Source organism: Nocardia acidivorans NBRC 108247, from assembly GCF_001625085.1.
Taxonomy (GTDB): Bacteria; Actinomycetota; Actinomycetes; order Mycobacteriales; family Mycobacteriaceae; genus Nocardia; species Nocardia acidivorans.
This window is the reverse complement of record NZ_BDAW01000045.1, coordinates 61,025-77,171: the sequence shown is the minus strand read 5'-3', so window position 1 is coordinate 77,171 and position 16,147 is coordinate 61,025. Positions and strand designations below refer to the sequence as shown.

Below are 16,147 nucleotides of genomic sequence, written 5' to 3'. Positions count from 1 at the left end.
TCCTCGGCGGCGGCCAGGTGGGCGGCGGCCGGACCCAGCGCGGGTTCGGGCGGTACGCCGAAGTCGTTGTGCGCCGGACCCTCCGGTGGCGGCGGAGTGCTCACGCGCGGACCTCCGCGGGGATGCTGATATCCCAGCCTTCGCGGCGGCAGCGGCGATCCACGTACGCGACGACTTGGGCCGAGGACTCCACCAGTTCGGCGAGGGCGACGAACAGCAGCCCGGCGGTGATGAGCAGAACCGTGACCGCCCAGCGCCTGGTTCCGGTGATCCCGGCCGCGAACTGTGGCAGCGTCAGCAGCGGCACGATCAAGACGATGAGCAGACCGCGCAGGTAGAGCAGCAGTCCGACGAGCTGCCACGGGGTGCCGAAGGTCAGCAGTTTCGAGCGCGGCGTGGCCATCCGATAGGTCACCGATTCCTCGAAAATGGCCGGGACCGTGGCGAATCGGCGGGCCCGCAACCACAGCAGCCAGATCACCGCGAACGGTGCGGTGAACATCAGCGGCGTGCCGATCGCGAGCACGCCGACCCCGATGAGCGTGTACATGGCGTGATAGCCGAGCAGCGGTCCGGCCTCGGCGGACATCCGGGCCAGCGCCTGCCGCCAGGTCAGGGACCGCCGATGCACCACCGCGAGCCCGACGGGCACGGTGACACCGCGCACGAACAGGCGCAGCACCCAGGCGGCGATGAGCGTGGTGAGCAGCGCGCCCCAGAAGGTACCGCTGTCCGAATCGCCGGTGGCGACCGCGACGAAGACGGTCACGCCGACCGAGATGGCGGCGGCCACCGCGACCGCCACGCCGAGCAGTGTCGCGAAGGTGGCGATCCGCGCCTGGATCAGCGCGAACGGCAGATCCAGCAGTTCCCGGAACTGCATGGGGCGGACAGGCACCGGCGCGGGATCGGTGTGCGGTTCCCCCACCGAGCCGACCGGCGGGCCGACGGAGTCGGCGGCGGCAGGCAACACCCGCCAGAGTCTATAGGCAGAGTGCCTGGAGATCGCTCCATGTTTTCCGGGTCAGGCGTCGCCGAGCAGTCGGGTGACGATCCTGCGGTACAGCTCGGGTTCGACGGGCGGAAGTCCCAGCAGGGCGCGCAGGTAGACGCCGTCCCCGACCAGGCGCACGATCTCGGCCTTGACCGGATCGTGGATCTCATTGTCCAGGGCGGCTTTCCAGCCGCTCATCATTTCGTCGAGGGCGCGATCGGTCTCGCCGACCCCGGTGTCCTGCGGTCCGTCGACGGTGCGCATGGCGGCCAACATGGACCGGTACATGGCCAGTTCGATGGCATCGGAGTCATTGTCCGGATGCGGGGTCTGCAGATACCACTCGGCGACGGATTCGCCCTGGGCCAGCGCCTTGTCCAGCTGTTGGTCGGCGCGTTCGCCGACGCGGCGCACCAATCCGGCGAGCAGGGCGTCCTTGCTCTTGAAGTGATAGAGCAGTCCGCCCTTGGAGACGCCCGCGGCGGCGGCGACGCTCTCGAGGGTCACCTGGGACATGCCCTTGTCGAGCAGCAGGGTTTCGAGTGCGTCGAGGAGCCGGTTCCGGGTGCCGGCCGGATCGCGAGGGGTTGTCACGAGCACCCACTGTACGGCCCGTGGGCGATGATCACCCCGGGCAACTGTACCGTCTGGACGGTAAATCTGTTACTGTACCGTCCAGACGGTTCAACTCTGGAAGAGAAAGAATCATGGCCACCCCCACCCCCGCCCGATCCGGTTCCGGATCCGAGGCGGACCACACCCCCACGACCTCCCCGCGCGGAGTCTCGGCGAGCCCCCTCGACCCGCCGGGCCATCGCGCGACCCTGCGCGACTGGGCCGGGCTCGGCGTCCTCGCCCTGGCCCTGCTGCTGGTCTCGGTCGACGCGACCGTGCTCGATCTCGCGGTGCCCGCCATCTCCGGCGATCTCACCCCCACCACCCCGCAGCTGCTGTGGATCATCGACGTCTACTCGTTCGTGCTGGCGGGTCTGCTCATCACCATGGGCACGCTCGGCGACCGTATCGGCCGCCGCCGCCTGCTGTTGATCGGCGCGGCCGGATTCGGTCTCGCCTCGGCCGTCGCGGCCTGGTCGGTGAGCCCCGAAATGCTCATTGCCGCACGCGTTCTGCAGGGTGTCGCCGGTGCGACGCTCATGCCCGCCACCCTCGGCCTGATCCGCTCCATGTTCACCGACGCGCGTCAGCGCACCCTCGCCATCTCGGTGTGGGGTGCGATGGCGGGTTCCGGTGCGGCCATGGGTCCGCTGCTCGGCGGCTGGCTGCTGGAGCATTTCTGGTGGGGTTCGGTGTTCCTGGTGAACCTGCCGGTAATGGCGCTGCTCATCGTGCTCGGCCCATTCCTGGTGCCGGAGTCGCGGGATCCGAATCCGGGCCGTTTCGATCTGCGCAGCGCGGGGCTCTCGATGCTGGCGCTGATCCCGATCGTGTACGCGGTCAAGGAGTTCGCCGCACATGGTCCGGCGCTGAATCAGCTCATCGCGGGTGTGATCGGCGTGGTCGCGGGTGTGGTGTTCATTCGCCGTCAGCGCGTCTTGGACGCACCGCTGATCGACCTGGACCTGTTCGAACTGCCGCCGTTCCGGGCGGCCGTGCTCACCAATCTGCTGTCGGTGTTCGCGTTGGCCGGTGTGCTGTTCTTCGGTTCGCAGTATCTCCAGCTGGTGCTGGGGCGCGCGCCGTTGCAGGCCGGATTGCTGCTCATTCCGGGCACGGTCGGCAGTATGGCCGGATCTCTCTTCGCGGCCTGGCTGGTCGGGCGCTGGCGTCCGGTGAGCGTGCTGTGCGGCGCGCTCATCACCGCCGCGACGGGCGCCGCGCTGTTCTGGCTGCTCGAGGCCGATCCGTCGGCGTCGGTGCTGCCGTTCATGATCGGCTTCCTGCTGATCGGCCTGGGTGTGGGTGTGGCACTGACGGTTTCGGCCGACATGATCATCACCACCGCTCCGGCCGAGCGCGCGGGTAATGCCGCCGCCATCTCCGAGACCGCCCTGGAAGCCGGTGTGGCGCTGGGCGTCGCGGTACTGGGCAGCGGTGTGATGGCCGCCTTCCGGCACGGCCTGGACCTGTCCGCGGTTCCGGCCGCGCACACCGGTGCGGCGCGGGAATCGCTGGGCGGTGCGGTGGAAACCGCACGCACGCTGGAGGAACCGGCGGCCACGTCCCTGCTGAGCGCCGCGCACAACGCGTTCGTGGACGGTATTCATATCGCCGCGACCGGTACGACGCTGATCCTGTTGGTCACGGCGGTTATCACCTATCGCGCCGCGACCGCCAAGCGCGCAGCGCGCTGATCTGGAGGCTGTGGCGCGAGCCAACTCCTCGTGGAGCTAATGCCTGATGACGGGTGCAGCCAACGCCCGACGGCGAGGGCTGATATCTACTGCTTGCCCGGCGGCAACTCGCGCTGACCGCGGTGCTCCAGTTCGGGATTGTGGAGGCCGGGGATCGCCCCCTGTTGCTGTCCGGCGGGCAGCGGGTAGCCGGGCTCGACGACCCGGCCCTGCGGCAGCGCACCGTAATCCGGGTACTGCTGATACGGCTGGTCCGCCACGTGCGCGGCTGTCTGCTGGGCGTACTGCTGCTGCGGTGCGCCCGGGGGCAGCTGATACCCGTACTGCGGCTGGTACATCTGTTGCGGCTGGGCCGAATCCGAGGAATCCACCGTCACCTTGCGGGTGCGCTTGAGCGTGAAGGTGATCTCCTCCGCCTCCTCGAACGCCTGTCGCACGGTGCGCAGCGGATGCGTCGCGCTATCGATGGCATTGGCGACGAAGCTCGGCACCAGCGGCCGAATCCAGCGGGCGGCCGTATCGGTGAACGGCACGGTGCCGATGATCGGAAGTTCCAGTCCGCCACCCTGGTGCACGGGTGCGGACGGTGCGGCGGGTGCGGGCGCGAGTGCGCCGCCGTGGCCCAGCGGCGCGATCGCACCCTGGGTGAGCTGGGCGGGCAGGTTCGGCGTCGGTGTCACTATCCCCTCCTGGGGCGAAGAGCTGTCCATTCGATTCCCGGCCGGCAGTTCCTGCCTTGCGGCCCGGTCGAATTCGTCGATGGCGCGCTGTTGCGCCGGTTCGGTAATGCCGATCTGGAGATTGCCGATGGCCGCGATGACGCGGGTGCGCTGGCGTTCCCGGTCGATGGCGGTATCGGCGTGCAGCGCCAGTTTCGCGGCGGTGAGCTGTTGTTCGGCCCGCAGCGCCTCCGCCTCGACGCGTACCTCGGCCTGCTTCTCCGCGATGGCGGTGGCGGCGGCCTGTTCGGCGCGGTCGGTGGCGGTGCGGGTGGCGAGTTCGCGGTCGAAAGCCGTTTCGCCGCGCCAGAATCGGAGCAGCAGCGGCAGCAGCGCGAGCACGATCAGCAGCAGTGCCACGGCCAAGCGCAGCACCATGGGCCCGGTGTGCTCGGTGGTGTAGTCGTTCATGGCGACCCAGCGCGCCCCGAGTCCGCGGTCACCGTCGGTGTACGCGGCGGCGCGGGCGGCGGCGAGGGCCTTGTCCTTCTCGGTGATCCCGGCGTCCAGGCCGTCGATCTTGGCGCGGGCGGCGGTGAGCTGAGCGCGCGCATCGTCGAGCATCTGGTTGGCGGTGCGCGCCTCCGGCCCGTACCCGGGTACCCGGGTGATGCGGGTGGAGGGGCATTGCGGGTCGGGATTGGTCTCGCAGCGGGCGATCACCAGTGCGGTGTCGACCTCGTTCTGCGCCTTGGTGATCTGCTGGTCCAGATCCCGGCGGTCGGTGCGGGCCTGATCGAGTTCGGTGCGCGCGGTGACCACGGCGGGCGCGGATTCGACTCCGCGCCGGGCGGTTTCGTCGAGTACCCGGTGCACGCTGCCGCCGAACAGTACGGTGCAGGCCATTTCGGCGAGCACGATGCCGACCACGGCGGCGACGCCGACGCGCGCGCCGAATTCGGCTCGTGCGCGCCCGTTTTCGGCTCTACCCGGGGTGGCCGCGGTGGCGAGGGTGCGAGCGACCGCTCCCACCAGCAGTGTCGCGATCAATGCCACCGCGATGATGCCGACGATGGGCCAGTGCGCGGCCCCGGTGGCGAATGCGGTGATCACCCCGGCTGTCAGCGCGAACAGCGCCACCACGGCGCCGGTCACCGAATATCCGGTGCGCTCGTGCCGATCGGTGACCCCCGCGTGTGCGCCGCCGAGCCAGGTGAGCAGAACGGTCATGGGAGCTCACATCCTCTAAGTCCCAGGCTGATTCGGCTTCTCGAAACCGTCGCTTAATCGTTGTGAGGACACGGTGTGGTCTCAGCCTGACAGGCGCGGCGCGGTTCCACCGAGCGTGGCGACCGGGATGTGGCCAGCCTCACATCGGCGCGTTTCCGGCATGTGACGTGGTGTTGATCACGCCGGGACCGGCCCGAATCCGGCTCGAAATAGTGACTCATTGGCCGCTCACTGTTTGCCGGTCATGTGCTGAACTCCACAATCTGTAAAGATTCCGTACGGTCGGAACGTTGCAATGGCTTGTCGCCCGGACCGTCGGCGCACCTGCCGGAGCGCGCCGGAAAGTTAGCCGCCGCTCGCTCGGTTTGCCGGACGCCCCCGGGGGGAAATCAGTTTCATTGCAGGTGAGAGGCCGTTCGGAAGCTGCGCCGACGCGTATCGCCCGCGCGCACGCGCGCGCGGAATCAAGTGGGCAAGTCAACTGAAACAGCCCTGCGTACCTGCTTTACACTGGACAACGCGCAGGTAGTGGAGGATCAATGAAAATGCCCAGCTAGGCACTGTTATTAGTGCGACCTAAGTTGGTTGGGCAAGAGTCCTGACTTATCGTTTGCTCTTACGCCGAACGCGACAAGTTCGGCATATCGCCTCATATCGCCAGAGACCCGATCGGTGCTCAGCGTAGTGGGCGAGAACGGCGCGGTTGGTAGCGAACACGTAAGCGTTCGGTTACCGCCGAGCACCCGAACGAGTACTCGAAGCGGGTGAACAACTGGAGAGTTGACTGCACGGGATGACCATCAGCGCCGCTGGTCTCTGACACGTCCGGGCGCAGTCCGACGGAGGCGTTCGACGAAGGCCGCAATTCTTCGAAGGCCTGTTTTTTGTGAAGGCAGAGGCATGACGCAACTTCCCGGCCACAGGTCCCCTACCGGCGGTGCCGGCTATGGACACGGACCCCGCGGGCTCTATGACCCGGCGAATGAACATGACGCCTGTGGCGTCGCATTCGTCGTCGACATGCACGGCCGTCGTAGCCGCGACATCGTCGACAAGGCTATTACCGCCCTGCTGAACCTGGAGCACCGTGGAGCGGCCGGCGCCGAACCCAACTCGGGTGACGGCGCGGGCATTCTGATCCAGCTCCCGGACAAGTTCTTCCGCGCGATCGTCGACTTCGACCTTCCCGCCGAGGGCTCGTACGCCACGGGTATCGCCTTCCTCCCGCAGGCCCGCCGCGAGGCCGCCCGCGCCGGATACGGCGTGGAGAAGATCGTCCGCGAAGAGGGCCTCGAGGTCCTGGGCTGGCGCGAGGTTCCCATCGACGAATCGTCGCTGGGCGCGCTCTCGCGCGATGCCATGCCCACCTTCCGGCAGATCTTCATCGCCTCCCCGAAGGATTCGGCCGAGCAGCTCACGGGCATGGACCTGGAGCGTCGCGCCTACGTCGTCCGCAAGCGCATCGAGCATGAGCTCGGCAAGGCGGGCGCGGGCGAGGGCAGCGTCGGCAAGGAATCGGTCTACTTCCCGAGCCTGTCCGGTCAGACCTTCGTCTACAAGGGCATGTTCACCACGCCGCAGCTGCGCGCCTTCTACCTCGATCTGCAGGACGATCGCGTGGAATCCGCGCTCGGCATCGTGCACTCGCGCTTCTCCACCAACACCTTCCCGTCGTGGCCGCTGGCGCACCCGTTCCGGCGCGTCGCCCACAACGGCGAGATCAATACCGTCTCCGGCAACGAGAACTGGATGCGGGCGCGCGAGGCGCTGCTGAAGTCCGATGCCTTCGGCATCGACTCCGAGGGCAACAACCGCCTGCAGAAGATCTTCCCGGTCTGCACCCCCGGCGCCTCGGACACCGCGCGCTTCGACGAGGTGCTCGAACTGCTGCACCTGGGCGGGCGCAGCCTCCCGCACGCCGTGCTCATGATGATCCCGGAGGCGTGGGAACGGCACGAGTCCATGGACCCGGCCCAGCGCGCCTTCTACCGCTACCACTCGTTCCTGATGGAGCCGTGGGACGGCCCGGCCTCGGTGTGCTTCACCGATGGCACGGTCGTCGGCGCGGTGCTGGACCGCAATGGTTTGCGCCCCGGCCGCATCTGGGTCACCGAGGACGGTCTGGTCGTGATGGCCTCCGAGGTCGGCGTACTCGATATCGATCCCGCCACCGTGGTGCAGAAGACCCGGCTCAAGCCCGGTCGCATGTTCCTGGTCGACACCGCGCAGGGCCGCATCATCAGCGATGACGAGGTCAAGTCGGAGCTGGCGAGCGAGCACCCGTACCAGGAGTGGCTGGACAACGGCCACACCAAGCTCTCGGATCTGCCGGACCGCCCGCACGTGCACATGTCGCACGATCGCGTGCTCATCCGTCAGCAGATCTTCGGATACTCCACCGAAGAGCTGAACATCCTGATGTCGCCGATGGCGCAGACCGGTGGCGAGGCGCTCGGCTCCATGGGCACCGACACCCCGATCGCGGTGCTGTCGTCGCGTCCGCGACTGCTGTTCGACTACTTCTCGCAGCTGTTCGCGCAGGTCACCAACCCGCCGCTGGACGCCATCCGCGAAGAGGTCGTCACCTCGCTGCGCAGCATGGTCGGCCCCGAGGGCGATCTGCTGAACCCGGGACCGGACTCCGCGGGTCAGATCACCCTGACCCAGCCGATCCTGGACAACGACGAGCTGGCCAAGCTGGTGCACATCAACGACGACGGCTCGCATCCCGAGCTGCGTTCGGTGGTCGTGCACGGCCTGTACCCGGTGCGGCAGGGCGGCGCCGGGCTGCGCAAGGCCATCGCGGCTGTGCAGCAACAGGTTTCGACCGCCATCGACGGTGGCGCGCGGATCATCATCCTGTCCGACCGCGAATCCAACGAGAAGCTGGCGCCGATTCCGTCGCTGCTGCTCACCGCGGCCGTGCACCACCATCTGGTACGCGAGCGCACCCGCACCAAGGTCGGTCTGGTCGTGGAGGCCGGTGACGCCCGCGAGGTGCATCACATGGCCCTGCTGATCGGTTTCGGCGCGGCGGCGATCAACCCGTACATGGCCTTCGAATCGCTCGAGGACATGCTCGAGCGCGGTCAGCTGAAGATGCCGGGCAGCACCGGCGATCACGCGGCCGACTTCAAGCAGGCCGTCTACAACTACAACAAGGCCGCGGGCAAGGGCGTGCTCAAGGTGATGTCCAAGATGGGCATCTCCACCGTCGCCTCCTACCGGGGCGCGCAGCTGTTCCAGGTCGTCGGCCTGTCGCAGGAACTGGTGGACGAGTACTTCACCGGTCTGAACTCGCCGCTGGACGGTATCGGCCTGGACGACATCGCCAACGAGGTCGCCGAGCGGCACCGGGTCGCGTTCCTGGAGAACCGCAATGAGCGCGCGCACCGCGAGCTCGAGGTCGGCGGCGAATACCAGTGGCGTCGTGAGGGCGAGTACCACCTGTTCAATCCGGACACGGTGTTCAAGCTGCAGCACGCCACCCGCTCAGGCCAGTACAAGGTCTTCAAGGAGTACACCAAGCTCGTCGACGATCAGTCCGAGCGCTTGGCCTCGCTGCGCGGTCTGTTCAAGTTCAAGTCCGGTCGCAACCCGATCTCGATCGACGAGGTCGAGCCCGCGAGCGCCATCGTCAAGCGTTTCTCGACCGGTGCGATGAGCTACGGCTCCATCTCGGCCGAGGCGCACGAGACCCTCGCGGTGGCCATGAACCGCCTCGGCGGTCGCTCCAATTCCGGTGAGGGCGGCGAGCATCCGGCCCGCTTCGAACCGGAGGAGAACGGCGACTGGCGTCGGTCCGCGATCAAGCAGGTGGCCTCGGGTCGCTTCGGTGTGACCGCGCACTACCTGACCAACTGCACCGATATCCAGATCAAGATGGCGCAGGGCGCGAAGCCCGGCGAGGGCGGGCAGCTGCCCGCGCACAAGGTGTACCCGTGGGTCGCCGAGGTCCGGCACTCCACGCCCGGCGTGGGCTTGATCTCGCCGCCGCCGCACCACGACATCTACTCGATCGAGGATCTCGCCCAGCTGATCCACGACCTGAAGAACGCGAACCCGCAGGCGCGGATTCACGTGAAACTTGTCGCGGAGCCCGGCGTCGGCACCGTCGCCGCGGGTGTGTCCAAGGCGCACGCCGATGTGGTGCTGATCTCCGGCCACGACGGCGGCACCGGTGCTTCGCCGCTGACCTCGCTCAAGCACGCGGGCGGTCCCTGGGAGCTCGGCCTGGCCGAGACCCAGCAGACGCTGCTGCTCAACGGTCTGCGCGACCGCATCGTGGTGCAGGTCGACGGTCAGATGAAGACCGGCCGCGATGTCATGATTGCCGCCCTGCTGGGCGCCGAGGAGTACGGTTTCGCGACCGCTCCGCTGGTGGTCTCGGGCTGCATCATGATGCGGGTGTGTCACCTCGACACCTGTCCGGTCGGCGTCGCGACCCAGAACCCCGTTCTCCGTGAGCGTTTCACCGGTAAGCCGGAGTTCGTCGAGAACTTCATGCTGTACATCGCCGAGGAAGTGCGCGAGCTGCTCGCGTCGCTGGGCCTGCGCACCCTGGACGAGGCCATCGGCCGGGTCGACCTGCTCGACACCGCCGCGGCCAAGGCGCATTGGAAGGCCGCCAAGCTGGATCTGTCGCCCATCCTCGACGATGTCGAGACGGCGTTCATGATGCAGGACCGGCGCGCCACCAAGACCCAGGATCACGGCCTGGACAAGGCGCTGGACAACCAGCTCATCGCACAGGCCGCGGACGCGCTCGAGCGCGGTAAGCCGGTCAAGCTGGACACCAAGATCACCAACGTGAACCGGACCGTGGGCACCATGCTCGGCCACGAGGTGACCAAGCTGTACGGCGGCGTCGGCCTGCCGGACAACACCATCGACATCACGTTCACCGGTTCGGCCGGTAACTCGTTCGGTGCGTTCGTTCCGGCCGGTATCACCCTGCGGGTGAACGGCGACACCAATGACTATGTGGGCAAGGGTCTTTCGGGTGGACGCATTATCGTGCGCCCGTCCCTGGACGTGCCCGCGGAGTTCGTCGCGGAGCAGAACATCATCGCGGGCAACGTGATCCTGTTCGGCGCCACCAGCGGTCAGGCGTTCATTCGCGGTGTGGCCGGTGAGCGCTTCAGCGTGCGCAACTCCGGCGCCACCGCGGTGGTCGAGGGCGTGGGCGACCATGCCTGCGAGTACATGACCGGTGGCCGCGTGGTCATCCTCGGCGAGACCGGCCGCAACTTCGGCGCCGGTATGTCGGGCGGTATCGCGTTCGTCTACAACCCGAACGGCACCTTCGAGAAGAACCTCAACACCGAACTGGTGGATCTCGAGCAGCTCTCCGCCGAGGAGACGGCATGGCTGCGCGAGACCGTCGCCCAGCATCGCGACGAGACCGGTTCGGCTGTGGCCGAACGCATTCTGAGCGACTGGTCGCAGCAGGTCAACCACTTCGTGAAGGTCATGCCACGGGACTACAAGAAGGTCCTGCTGGCCATCTCGGAGGCCGAGAAGGCCGGCCGCGATGTCGACGCCGCGATCATGGAGGCCGCACGTGGCTAGGTCAGAGCTTGCGAGCATGTCGACGCCGCACGTGGCTGACATCCACCGCATCGGATTTGTTGGGTGCGCCGATTTCGGCGCGAAGTACGGAGTCGTAAATGGGTGACGCACAGGGCTTCCTGAAGCACACGAGTCGGGAACTGCCGAAGCGCCGTCCGGTCGAGCTGCGCCTGATGGACTGGAAAGAGGTCTACGAGGAGAAGTTCTCCCACGAGACCCTCCAGAAGCAGGCCAGCCGCTGTATGGACTGCGGTATCCCCTTCTGCCACAACGGTTGTCCGCTCGGGAATCTGATTCCCGAATGGAATGACCTGGTCTACAAGGGTTCCTGGAAGGAATCGTTCGACCGGCTGCACGCCACGAACAACTTCCCGGAGTTCACCGGCCGCCTCTGCCCCGCGCCCTGTGAGGCGTCCTGTGTCCTGGGCATCAACCAGGATCCGGTGACGATCAAGCAGGTCGAGGTCGAGATCATCGAGAACGGTTTCGACGAGGGCTGGGTCACCCCGGTGTACCCGACCCGTCTGACCGGTAAGAAGGTCGCGGTCGTGGGTTCCGGCCCGGCCGGTCTGGCCGCCGCCCAGCAGCTGACCCGTGCCGGTCACACCGTGACCGTGTACGAGCGCGACGACCGCATCGGCGGCCTGATGCGCTACGGCATCCCGGAATTCAAGATGGAGAAGCGCTTCATCGATCGCCGGATCGCGCAGATGGAGGCCGAGGGCACCATCTTCAAGACCGGTGTGAACGTGGGCGTCGACATCACCGCCGATGAGCTGCGCGAGCGTTTCGACGCCGTGGTGCTCTCGGGCGGCGCGACCATCGCCCGTGATCTGCCCATCCCGGGTCGTGATCTGGACGGCATCCACCAGGCCATGGAGTTCCTGCCGCTGGCCAACCGGGTGCAGTTGGGCGATGCCGTGACCGATGCGGACGGCCTGCCGCGTATCAACGCCAAGGGCAAGAAGGTCATCATCATCGGCGGCGGCGACACCGGCGCGGACTGCCTGGGCACCTCGCACCGTCAGGGTGCGGAGTCGGTCCACCAGTTCGAGATCATGCCGCGCCCGCCGGAGGAGCGTGCCTCCTCCACCCCGTGGCCGACCTACCCGCTCATGTACCGGGTCGCCTCGGCGCACGAGGAGGGCGGCGAGCGCCTGTTCTCGGTCAATACCGAGCGGTTCATCGGTACCGACGGCAAGGTCACCGGTCTGCAGGCGCACGAGGTCAGCATGGTGAACGGTCGCTTCGAGAAGGTCGAGGGCACCGACTTCACCCTGGAGGCCGATCTGGTGCTGCTGTCCATGGGCTTCGTCGGACCGCAGAAGCACGGTCTGCTCGAGGGTCTGGGCGTGGGCTACGACCAGCGCGGCAACGTCAAGCGCGATAGCGACTGGGCCACCACGGTTCCCGGCGTCTTCGTCGCGGGCGATATGGGCCGCGGTCAGTCGCTCATCGTGTGGGCCATCGCCGAGGGTCGCGCCTGCGCGTCGGCCGTCGACAGGTTCCTCGAGGGTGAGACGGCGCTGCCATCCCCGATCCGCCCGACCGATGTCGCGCAGCGGTGACGAACCAGCCCTGAGCTGAACAACCTAGCGCCCGTGGATCATTGCGATCCGCGGGCGCTTTGGTCTTGCTGGACTGTTTGTTTCTCAGCTGAGGTGCCCGGCAGCTGGATCGGGTGGAGCGATATACCGGGCCGCCTTTCGGTCACCTTCACGGACGACCGTTCCCTCCTTGGCCATTCGGCGAAGCAACGTGCTGGCTTGCTGCGGTGTGATCATGCAGAGTTCGGCTGCCGCACCGCGAGTGATGGCTCCGAACGACTCGATGTACTGAAGCACCATCTGTTCCTGCTGAATCGGGTCGGTCCCACGCACTCTGACATAGGCGGGTGGCTGATTCAGTGCTCGATACACCGCGGCCGACAGATGGTAGGCCCGCCCTCGGCCGGTTCCCCGCTGTTCGACCAAACCTTCTTCGACCATTCGGCTCAACGCGGTACGGGTCTCGCCTGGTGTTCGGTACAGGTCGTCCGCGATCTCCGCGGCGGTGAGCTTCGTGTGTTGACGGAGCTCGTGCAGCACTTGCATATCGAACAATCGCATAGACCGCTGAGACTTGTTCTCATGCTCGAGGATGAAGCGTGCGAAGGCGATATCGGCATGGCCGAGTGGGATGACGGCGCGAACCATTCGTTCGGTCGATCCGCTGTAGTCGGGAGCATCACGTCCGAGGCGCAGGAGTGAATCGAACATCAAGCTGATACCGCGACCACTGCGCTCGACGATTCCGGCGCGGCGGAATGCGTCCGCGAGCACGGGGCTGCGCGGCCGGGTCACCGACAGCAGATTCTCGAGCCGCACACCGGGCGGGAATCCACCCGGGCTGGTCACCTCGAAGGTGTCCTCGTTGATGGCGATCCGGACCGGTCCCATTGCCGTGTAGTCGCGGTGGACCAGTGCATTGGCAATAGCCTCACGCACCGCGACCGGCGGCACGTTCGGGATCGACACCCGCAGCAGGCCGAATTGCAGTTCCTCCTCGCGATTCCATGCCGTAACCCGGTCGAACAGTTCCTCCGCGAGTTTGAACAGTGGCGTTCGATAGAAGGCGTTCACCTCCAATCGAAGCCCGTTGAAGAGTTGAAAAGCGGCTTCATGATTGGGGACATGTCGGTGCAGGGCCTGTTCGGTGCCGAAGAGCAGTATCGCCCCGAGTGTCGGACGTTCGATATCGCCGGGTTCGAGAACCCCGAGCGCACGGCAGATTTCGATATCCGCCAGTTCCGCGATGACCGGGTCCGCGCCGGAAATTCGCGCGAGTCGTCGGAACCGGTCGAATTCGGCTGGATCGAGATCCGTCATCGACGCGTCCCGGGCCGACAGGATGGCGAAATCGACTGCACCCCGGTCAATTTCATGGGCGAGCATCTCGTAGGCGGGGAAAGGGACACATTCTGGAGTGCCATCGACCTTGAGGGCTCGGCGCACGTAGAGGCCGGTGGTCGTGCCGACGATGCGTGCGGAGCGCGGCACCTCCACGGCGATGACATCGTTGCCGTCGATAGGGATCACCGACGTACGGGTCTGCACGATGGGTACCGTGCGATTGGCGACGAGCGCATCGATGCGGCGGCCGTCGGTATGGTCACCGTGACGTGGCGCGGCGCCGGTGATATCGCCGTTGTCCTCGACTCCGATCAGCAACACTCCACCCTCGCCATTGGCGAGGCACACCACTGCTTCGATCAGGTCCGAGTCGTTGAACTTGCCGACGGTGCCACGTTTGAACTCGGTGGTGAGCTGCTCACCACCGGCGATACGGGTGCGGAGGGTAGCTTCGTCCATGAAGCAATTTTATGCATAAATCTTAAGATTTTTGATCGGCATCGGGTTAGTGCGCAATATTTATGCATAAACGCCGGTATCGAATGCGACCCGGACGACTTGGCGGGCTCTCCAGCGGTGACGGCGCTGCCGTCCCCGACCGATATCGCTCAGCATTGATGAACCAGCTATGAGCTGAACAACGAAGCGCCCGTGGGTCATTGCGATCCACGGGCGCTTTGGTCTAGGAGGGTTCGGTCGAGGTTTTTCAGCCGCAGGTGATGACGGCGCGATAGTCGCCGGAGGTGTTGGTGGCGGCCGTGATTCGCCAGCCGCCCGGGACTTGGGCCCGTCCGGTCTGGGTGATATTGCTGCCGGACAGTGCCGGGTTGGCGCACCGTTGCGGTACCCACAGATCCGCCCGGCCGCCGCCGGTCTCCGCGGTTCCGGTGAGGGTCATCGCGCCGGAGCCGATATCGGAGGTGAGGCCGGTGGGGAGGCCGGGCGCGGAGCGGGGGTAGGGCCGGGCGATGACGGAGGCGGTCGCCGGATCATGATCCAGGCCGGTATCCGGGGCGGTACAGGTCGGCCGGGTGCCGCGGGTCTGGATATTGTGCGGATCACCGCATGCCTGCCGCCACTGCCAGTAGGTGCCGCCGATGAGGTACTTGTCCTCGAGTGCGGCGTAGCGGCGGGTCTTGTCTGCGATGACGGCGGGATCGCTGTCCCAGAATCCCCACTCGCCGTTGAAGAATGTGGTCCCGTAACCGGCGGCCGCGGTCGCGGTATCGGCGAAACCCGATGCGAGCGAACCGGGTAGCGGGCTGATCGATTCGTTGTACTGGTGCGGGGCGTAGACCAGGTTCTCGTCACCGGCCGAGCCCGAGGCGGAGCCGGCAGCGGATCCGGTGGCCGACCCCAGACCGGATCCGGTGCCCGAGCCGGACGCCGATCCCGAGGCGCTGGTGAACAGTGGCAGTGGCCCGGGAAAGGCCAATCCGCCGGTGATCACCGAGGGTTCGAAGAACATGATGTGCCGGAATCCGCCCGCCGCCTGCTCGGCCGCGCGGATGGCGGCCATGGCGCGGCGGTAGTAGTTGCCGAGCAGGACGTAGTCGTCGACGCCGACCAGCAGTCCCGGATTGGGTTCATTGAGCAGGTCGTAGCCGACGACGACCGGATCGTGTGCGAAGCGTGCCGCCACCGCCGCCCAGGTGTTCACCAGTTCGCTCTGGACGCCGTTGACATCGAGATAGAAGTTCTGGAACGAGGATTGGACCGCGACCGACAGTTCCCGCTTGCTGATCCGGCAGGTCGCCGGGGTGCCCACGAGTGCGGTGGCCCAGGCGGGCGCGCCGTCCCAGCCGACGTCGGGTTCGGTGAGGGGCGGGCAGTACACGCCGTCGCGTGTATTCACCGCGGTGCCCCAGGCGTCCTGGTGCATATCGAGTTGGACGTAGATGTCGTTGGCGCGAGCCCATTCGACCGCCTGGGCGATGCGGTCGAGGTAACCGTGGTCGACGACGCCGCGTACCGGTTCGAGCGCGGACCAGGAAATGATGAGACGCACCACATTCGAGCCCAGGGCCGCGATGCGTTCGAAGTCGTCTTCGGTGAGTGTGGTGGTGGCCGGGAGGTCGGGCCATTCCCGGTAGTACTGCCCGAGTCCGTTGACGTTGACCCCGCGCAGCAGGACGGTATTGCCGGTGTCGTCGGCTATCCGGGCGTGCTGTCCCATGGTGGCGTGCAGGGGGTGTTCGACCTGGTGGGCGGTGTTTCGGGGGAGTGGTTCGGCGTTCGCGGCGGGGAGGGTTCCGGTGAGCGGAAGGGTCAGTGCGGCAACGGTTGTCAGGATGCGCGTGCACAATGTGAAATATGTTCTGGTCATTTGACCGGGGGACATTAGCAGGCTGACCACGCGTGCCAAATGGAAACCGGAATCGGACAACCTTTCAAGGTCGCGTGGCGCCGGGCCGACGGCACCCCTATTGTTATCGGCGTTGTGTCGCTGATCTCTGTCATGCGGTCTGGTTCGCGCATCTCATACAGGGC

8 protein-coding genes are annotated in these 16,147 nt (G+C 66.6%); 3 read left to right on the top strand and 5 right to left on the bottom strand.

All coding sequences use genetic code 11. The annotated features are described in order from the left end of the window. Positions 1-100 precede the first annotated feature (100 nt). Positions 101-973, bottom strand: coding sequence for a hypothetical protein (locus NA10_RS23565; RefSeq protein ID WP_084515161.1), 873 nt, complete (start codon positions 971-973; stop codon positions 101-103). A gap of 51 nt (positions 974-1,024) precedes the next feature. Then, a complete protein-coding gene (locus tag NA10_RS23560) occupies positions 1,025-1,594 on the bottom strand; it encodes a TetR/AcrR family transcriptional regulator (protein WP_373862408.1) in 570 nt (189 codons plus the stop codon). Positions 1,595-1,701: 107 nt separating this feature from the next. Here NA10_RS23560 and NA10_RS23555 point away from each other — a divergent pair, with 107 nt between their 5' ends. Further along, on the top strand, positions 1,702-3,306 hold the full coding sequence (locus NA10_RS23555; protein ID WP_084515160.1) for an MFS transporter: 1,605 nt from the start codon (positions 1,702-1,704) through the stop codon (positions 3,304-3,306). Positions 3,307-3,392: 86 nt separating this feature from the next. Here NA10_RS23555 and NA10_RS23550 read toward each other — a convergent pair whose 3' ends face one another. After that, positions 3,393-5,195 carry a DUF4407 domain-containing protein gene (locus NA10_RS23550; protein WP_067571555.1) on the bottom strand — a complete coding sequence of 601 codons (1,803 nt, stop codon included), beginning with the start codon at positions 5,193-5,195 and terminating at the stop codon, positions 3,393-3,395. Positions 5,196-6,095: 900 nt separating this feature from the next. Between NA10_RS23550 and gltB the strand changes: the two genes are divergently transcribed. Next, entirely contained in the window at positions 6,096-10,766 is a 4,671-nt protein-coding gene (gltB, locus tag NA10_RS23545; protein ID WP_067571553.1) for a glutamate synthase large subunit, read from the top strand. A gap of 98 nt (positions 10,767-10,864) precedes the next feature. Beyond that, a complete protein-coding gene (locus tag NA10_RS23540; RefSeq protein ID WP_067571551.1) occupies positions 10,865-12,334 on the top strand; it encodes a glutamate synthase subunit beta in 1,470 nt (489 codons plus the stop codon). Positions 12,335-12,418: 84 nt separating this feature from the next. Here NA10_RS23540 and NA10_RS23535 read toward each other — a convergent pair whose 3' ends face one another. Together NA10_RS23535 and NA10_RS23530 are read right to left on the bottom strand one after the other, a co-directional pair. Beyond that, complete coding sequence (locus tag NA10_RS23535) at positions 12,419-14,116, bottom strand: DNA glycosylase AlkZ-like family protein (protein WP_067571549.1); 1,698 nt, start codon at positions 14,114-14,116, stop codon at positions 12,419-12,421. 247 nt (positions 14,117-14,363) lie between these two features. Further along, positions 14,364-15,983 (bottom strand): glycoside hydrolase family 5 protein, encoded by a 1,620-nt coding sequence (locus NA10_RS23530; RefSeq protein WP_067571547.1) that lies wholly within the window; start codon positions 15,981-15,983, stop codon positions 14,364-14,366. Positions 15,984-16,147: the final 164 nt, after the last annotated feature.

Bases quoted from the DNA above. Each gene is read 5' to 3' on its own strand.
- gltB (WP_067571553.1), top strand. From the start codon at position 6,096: ATGACGCAACTTCCCGGCCACAGGTCCCCTACCGGCGGTGCCGGCTAT.
- NA10_RS23550 (WP_067571555.1), bottom strand. From the start codon at position 5,195: ATGACCGTTCTGCTCACCTGGCTCGGCGGCGCACACGCGGGGGTCACC.
- NA10_RS23535 (WP_067571549.1), bottom strand. From the start codon at position 14,116: ATGGACGAAGCTACCCTCCGCACCCGTATCGCCGGTGGTGAGCAGCTC.
- NA10_RS23555 (WP_084515160.1), top strand. From the start codon at position 1,702: ATGGCCACCCCCACCCCCGCCCGATCCGGTTCCGGATCCGAGGCGGAC.
- NA10_RS23540 (WP_067571551.1), top strand. From the start codon at position 10,865: ATGGGTGACGCACAGGGCTTCCTGAAGCACACGAGTCGGGAACTGCCG.
- NA10_RS23530 (WP_067571547.1), bottom strand. From the start codon at position 15,983: ATGACCAGAACATATTTCACATTGTGCACGCGCATCCTGACAACCGTT.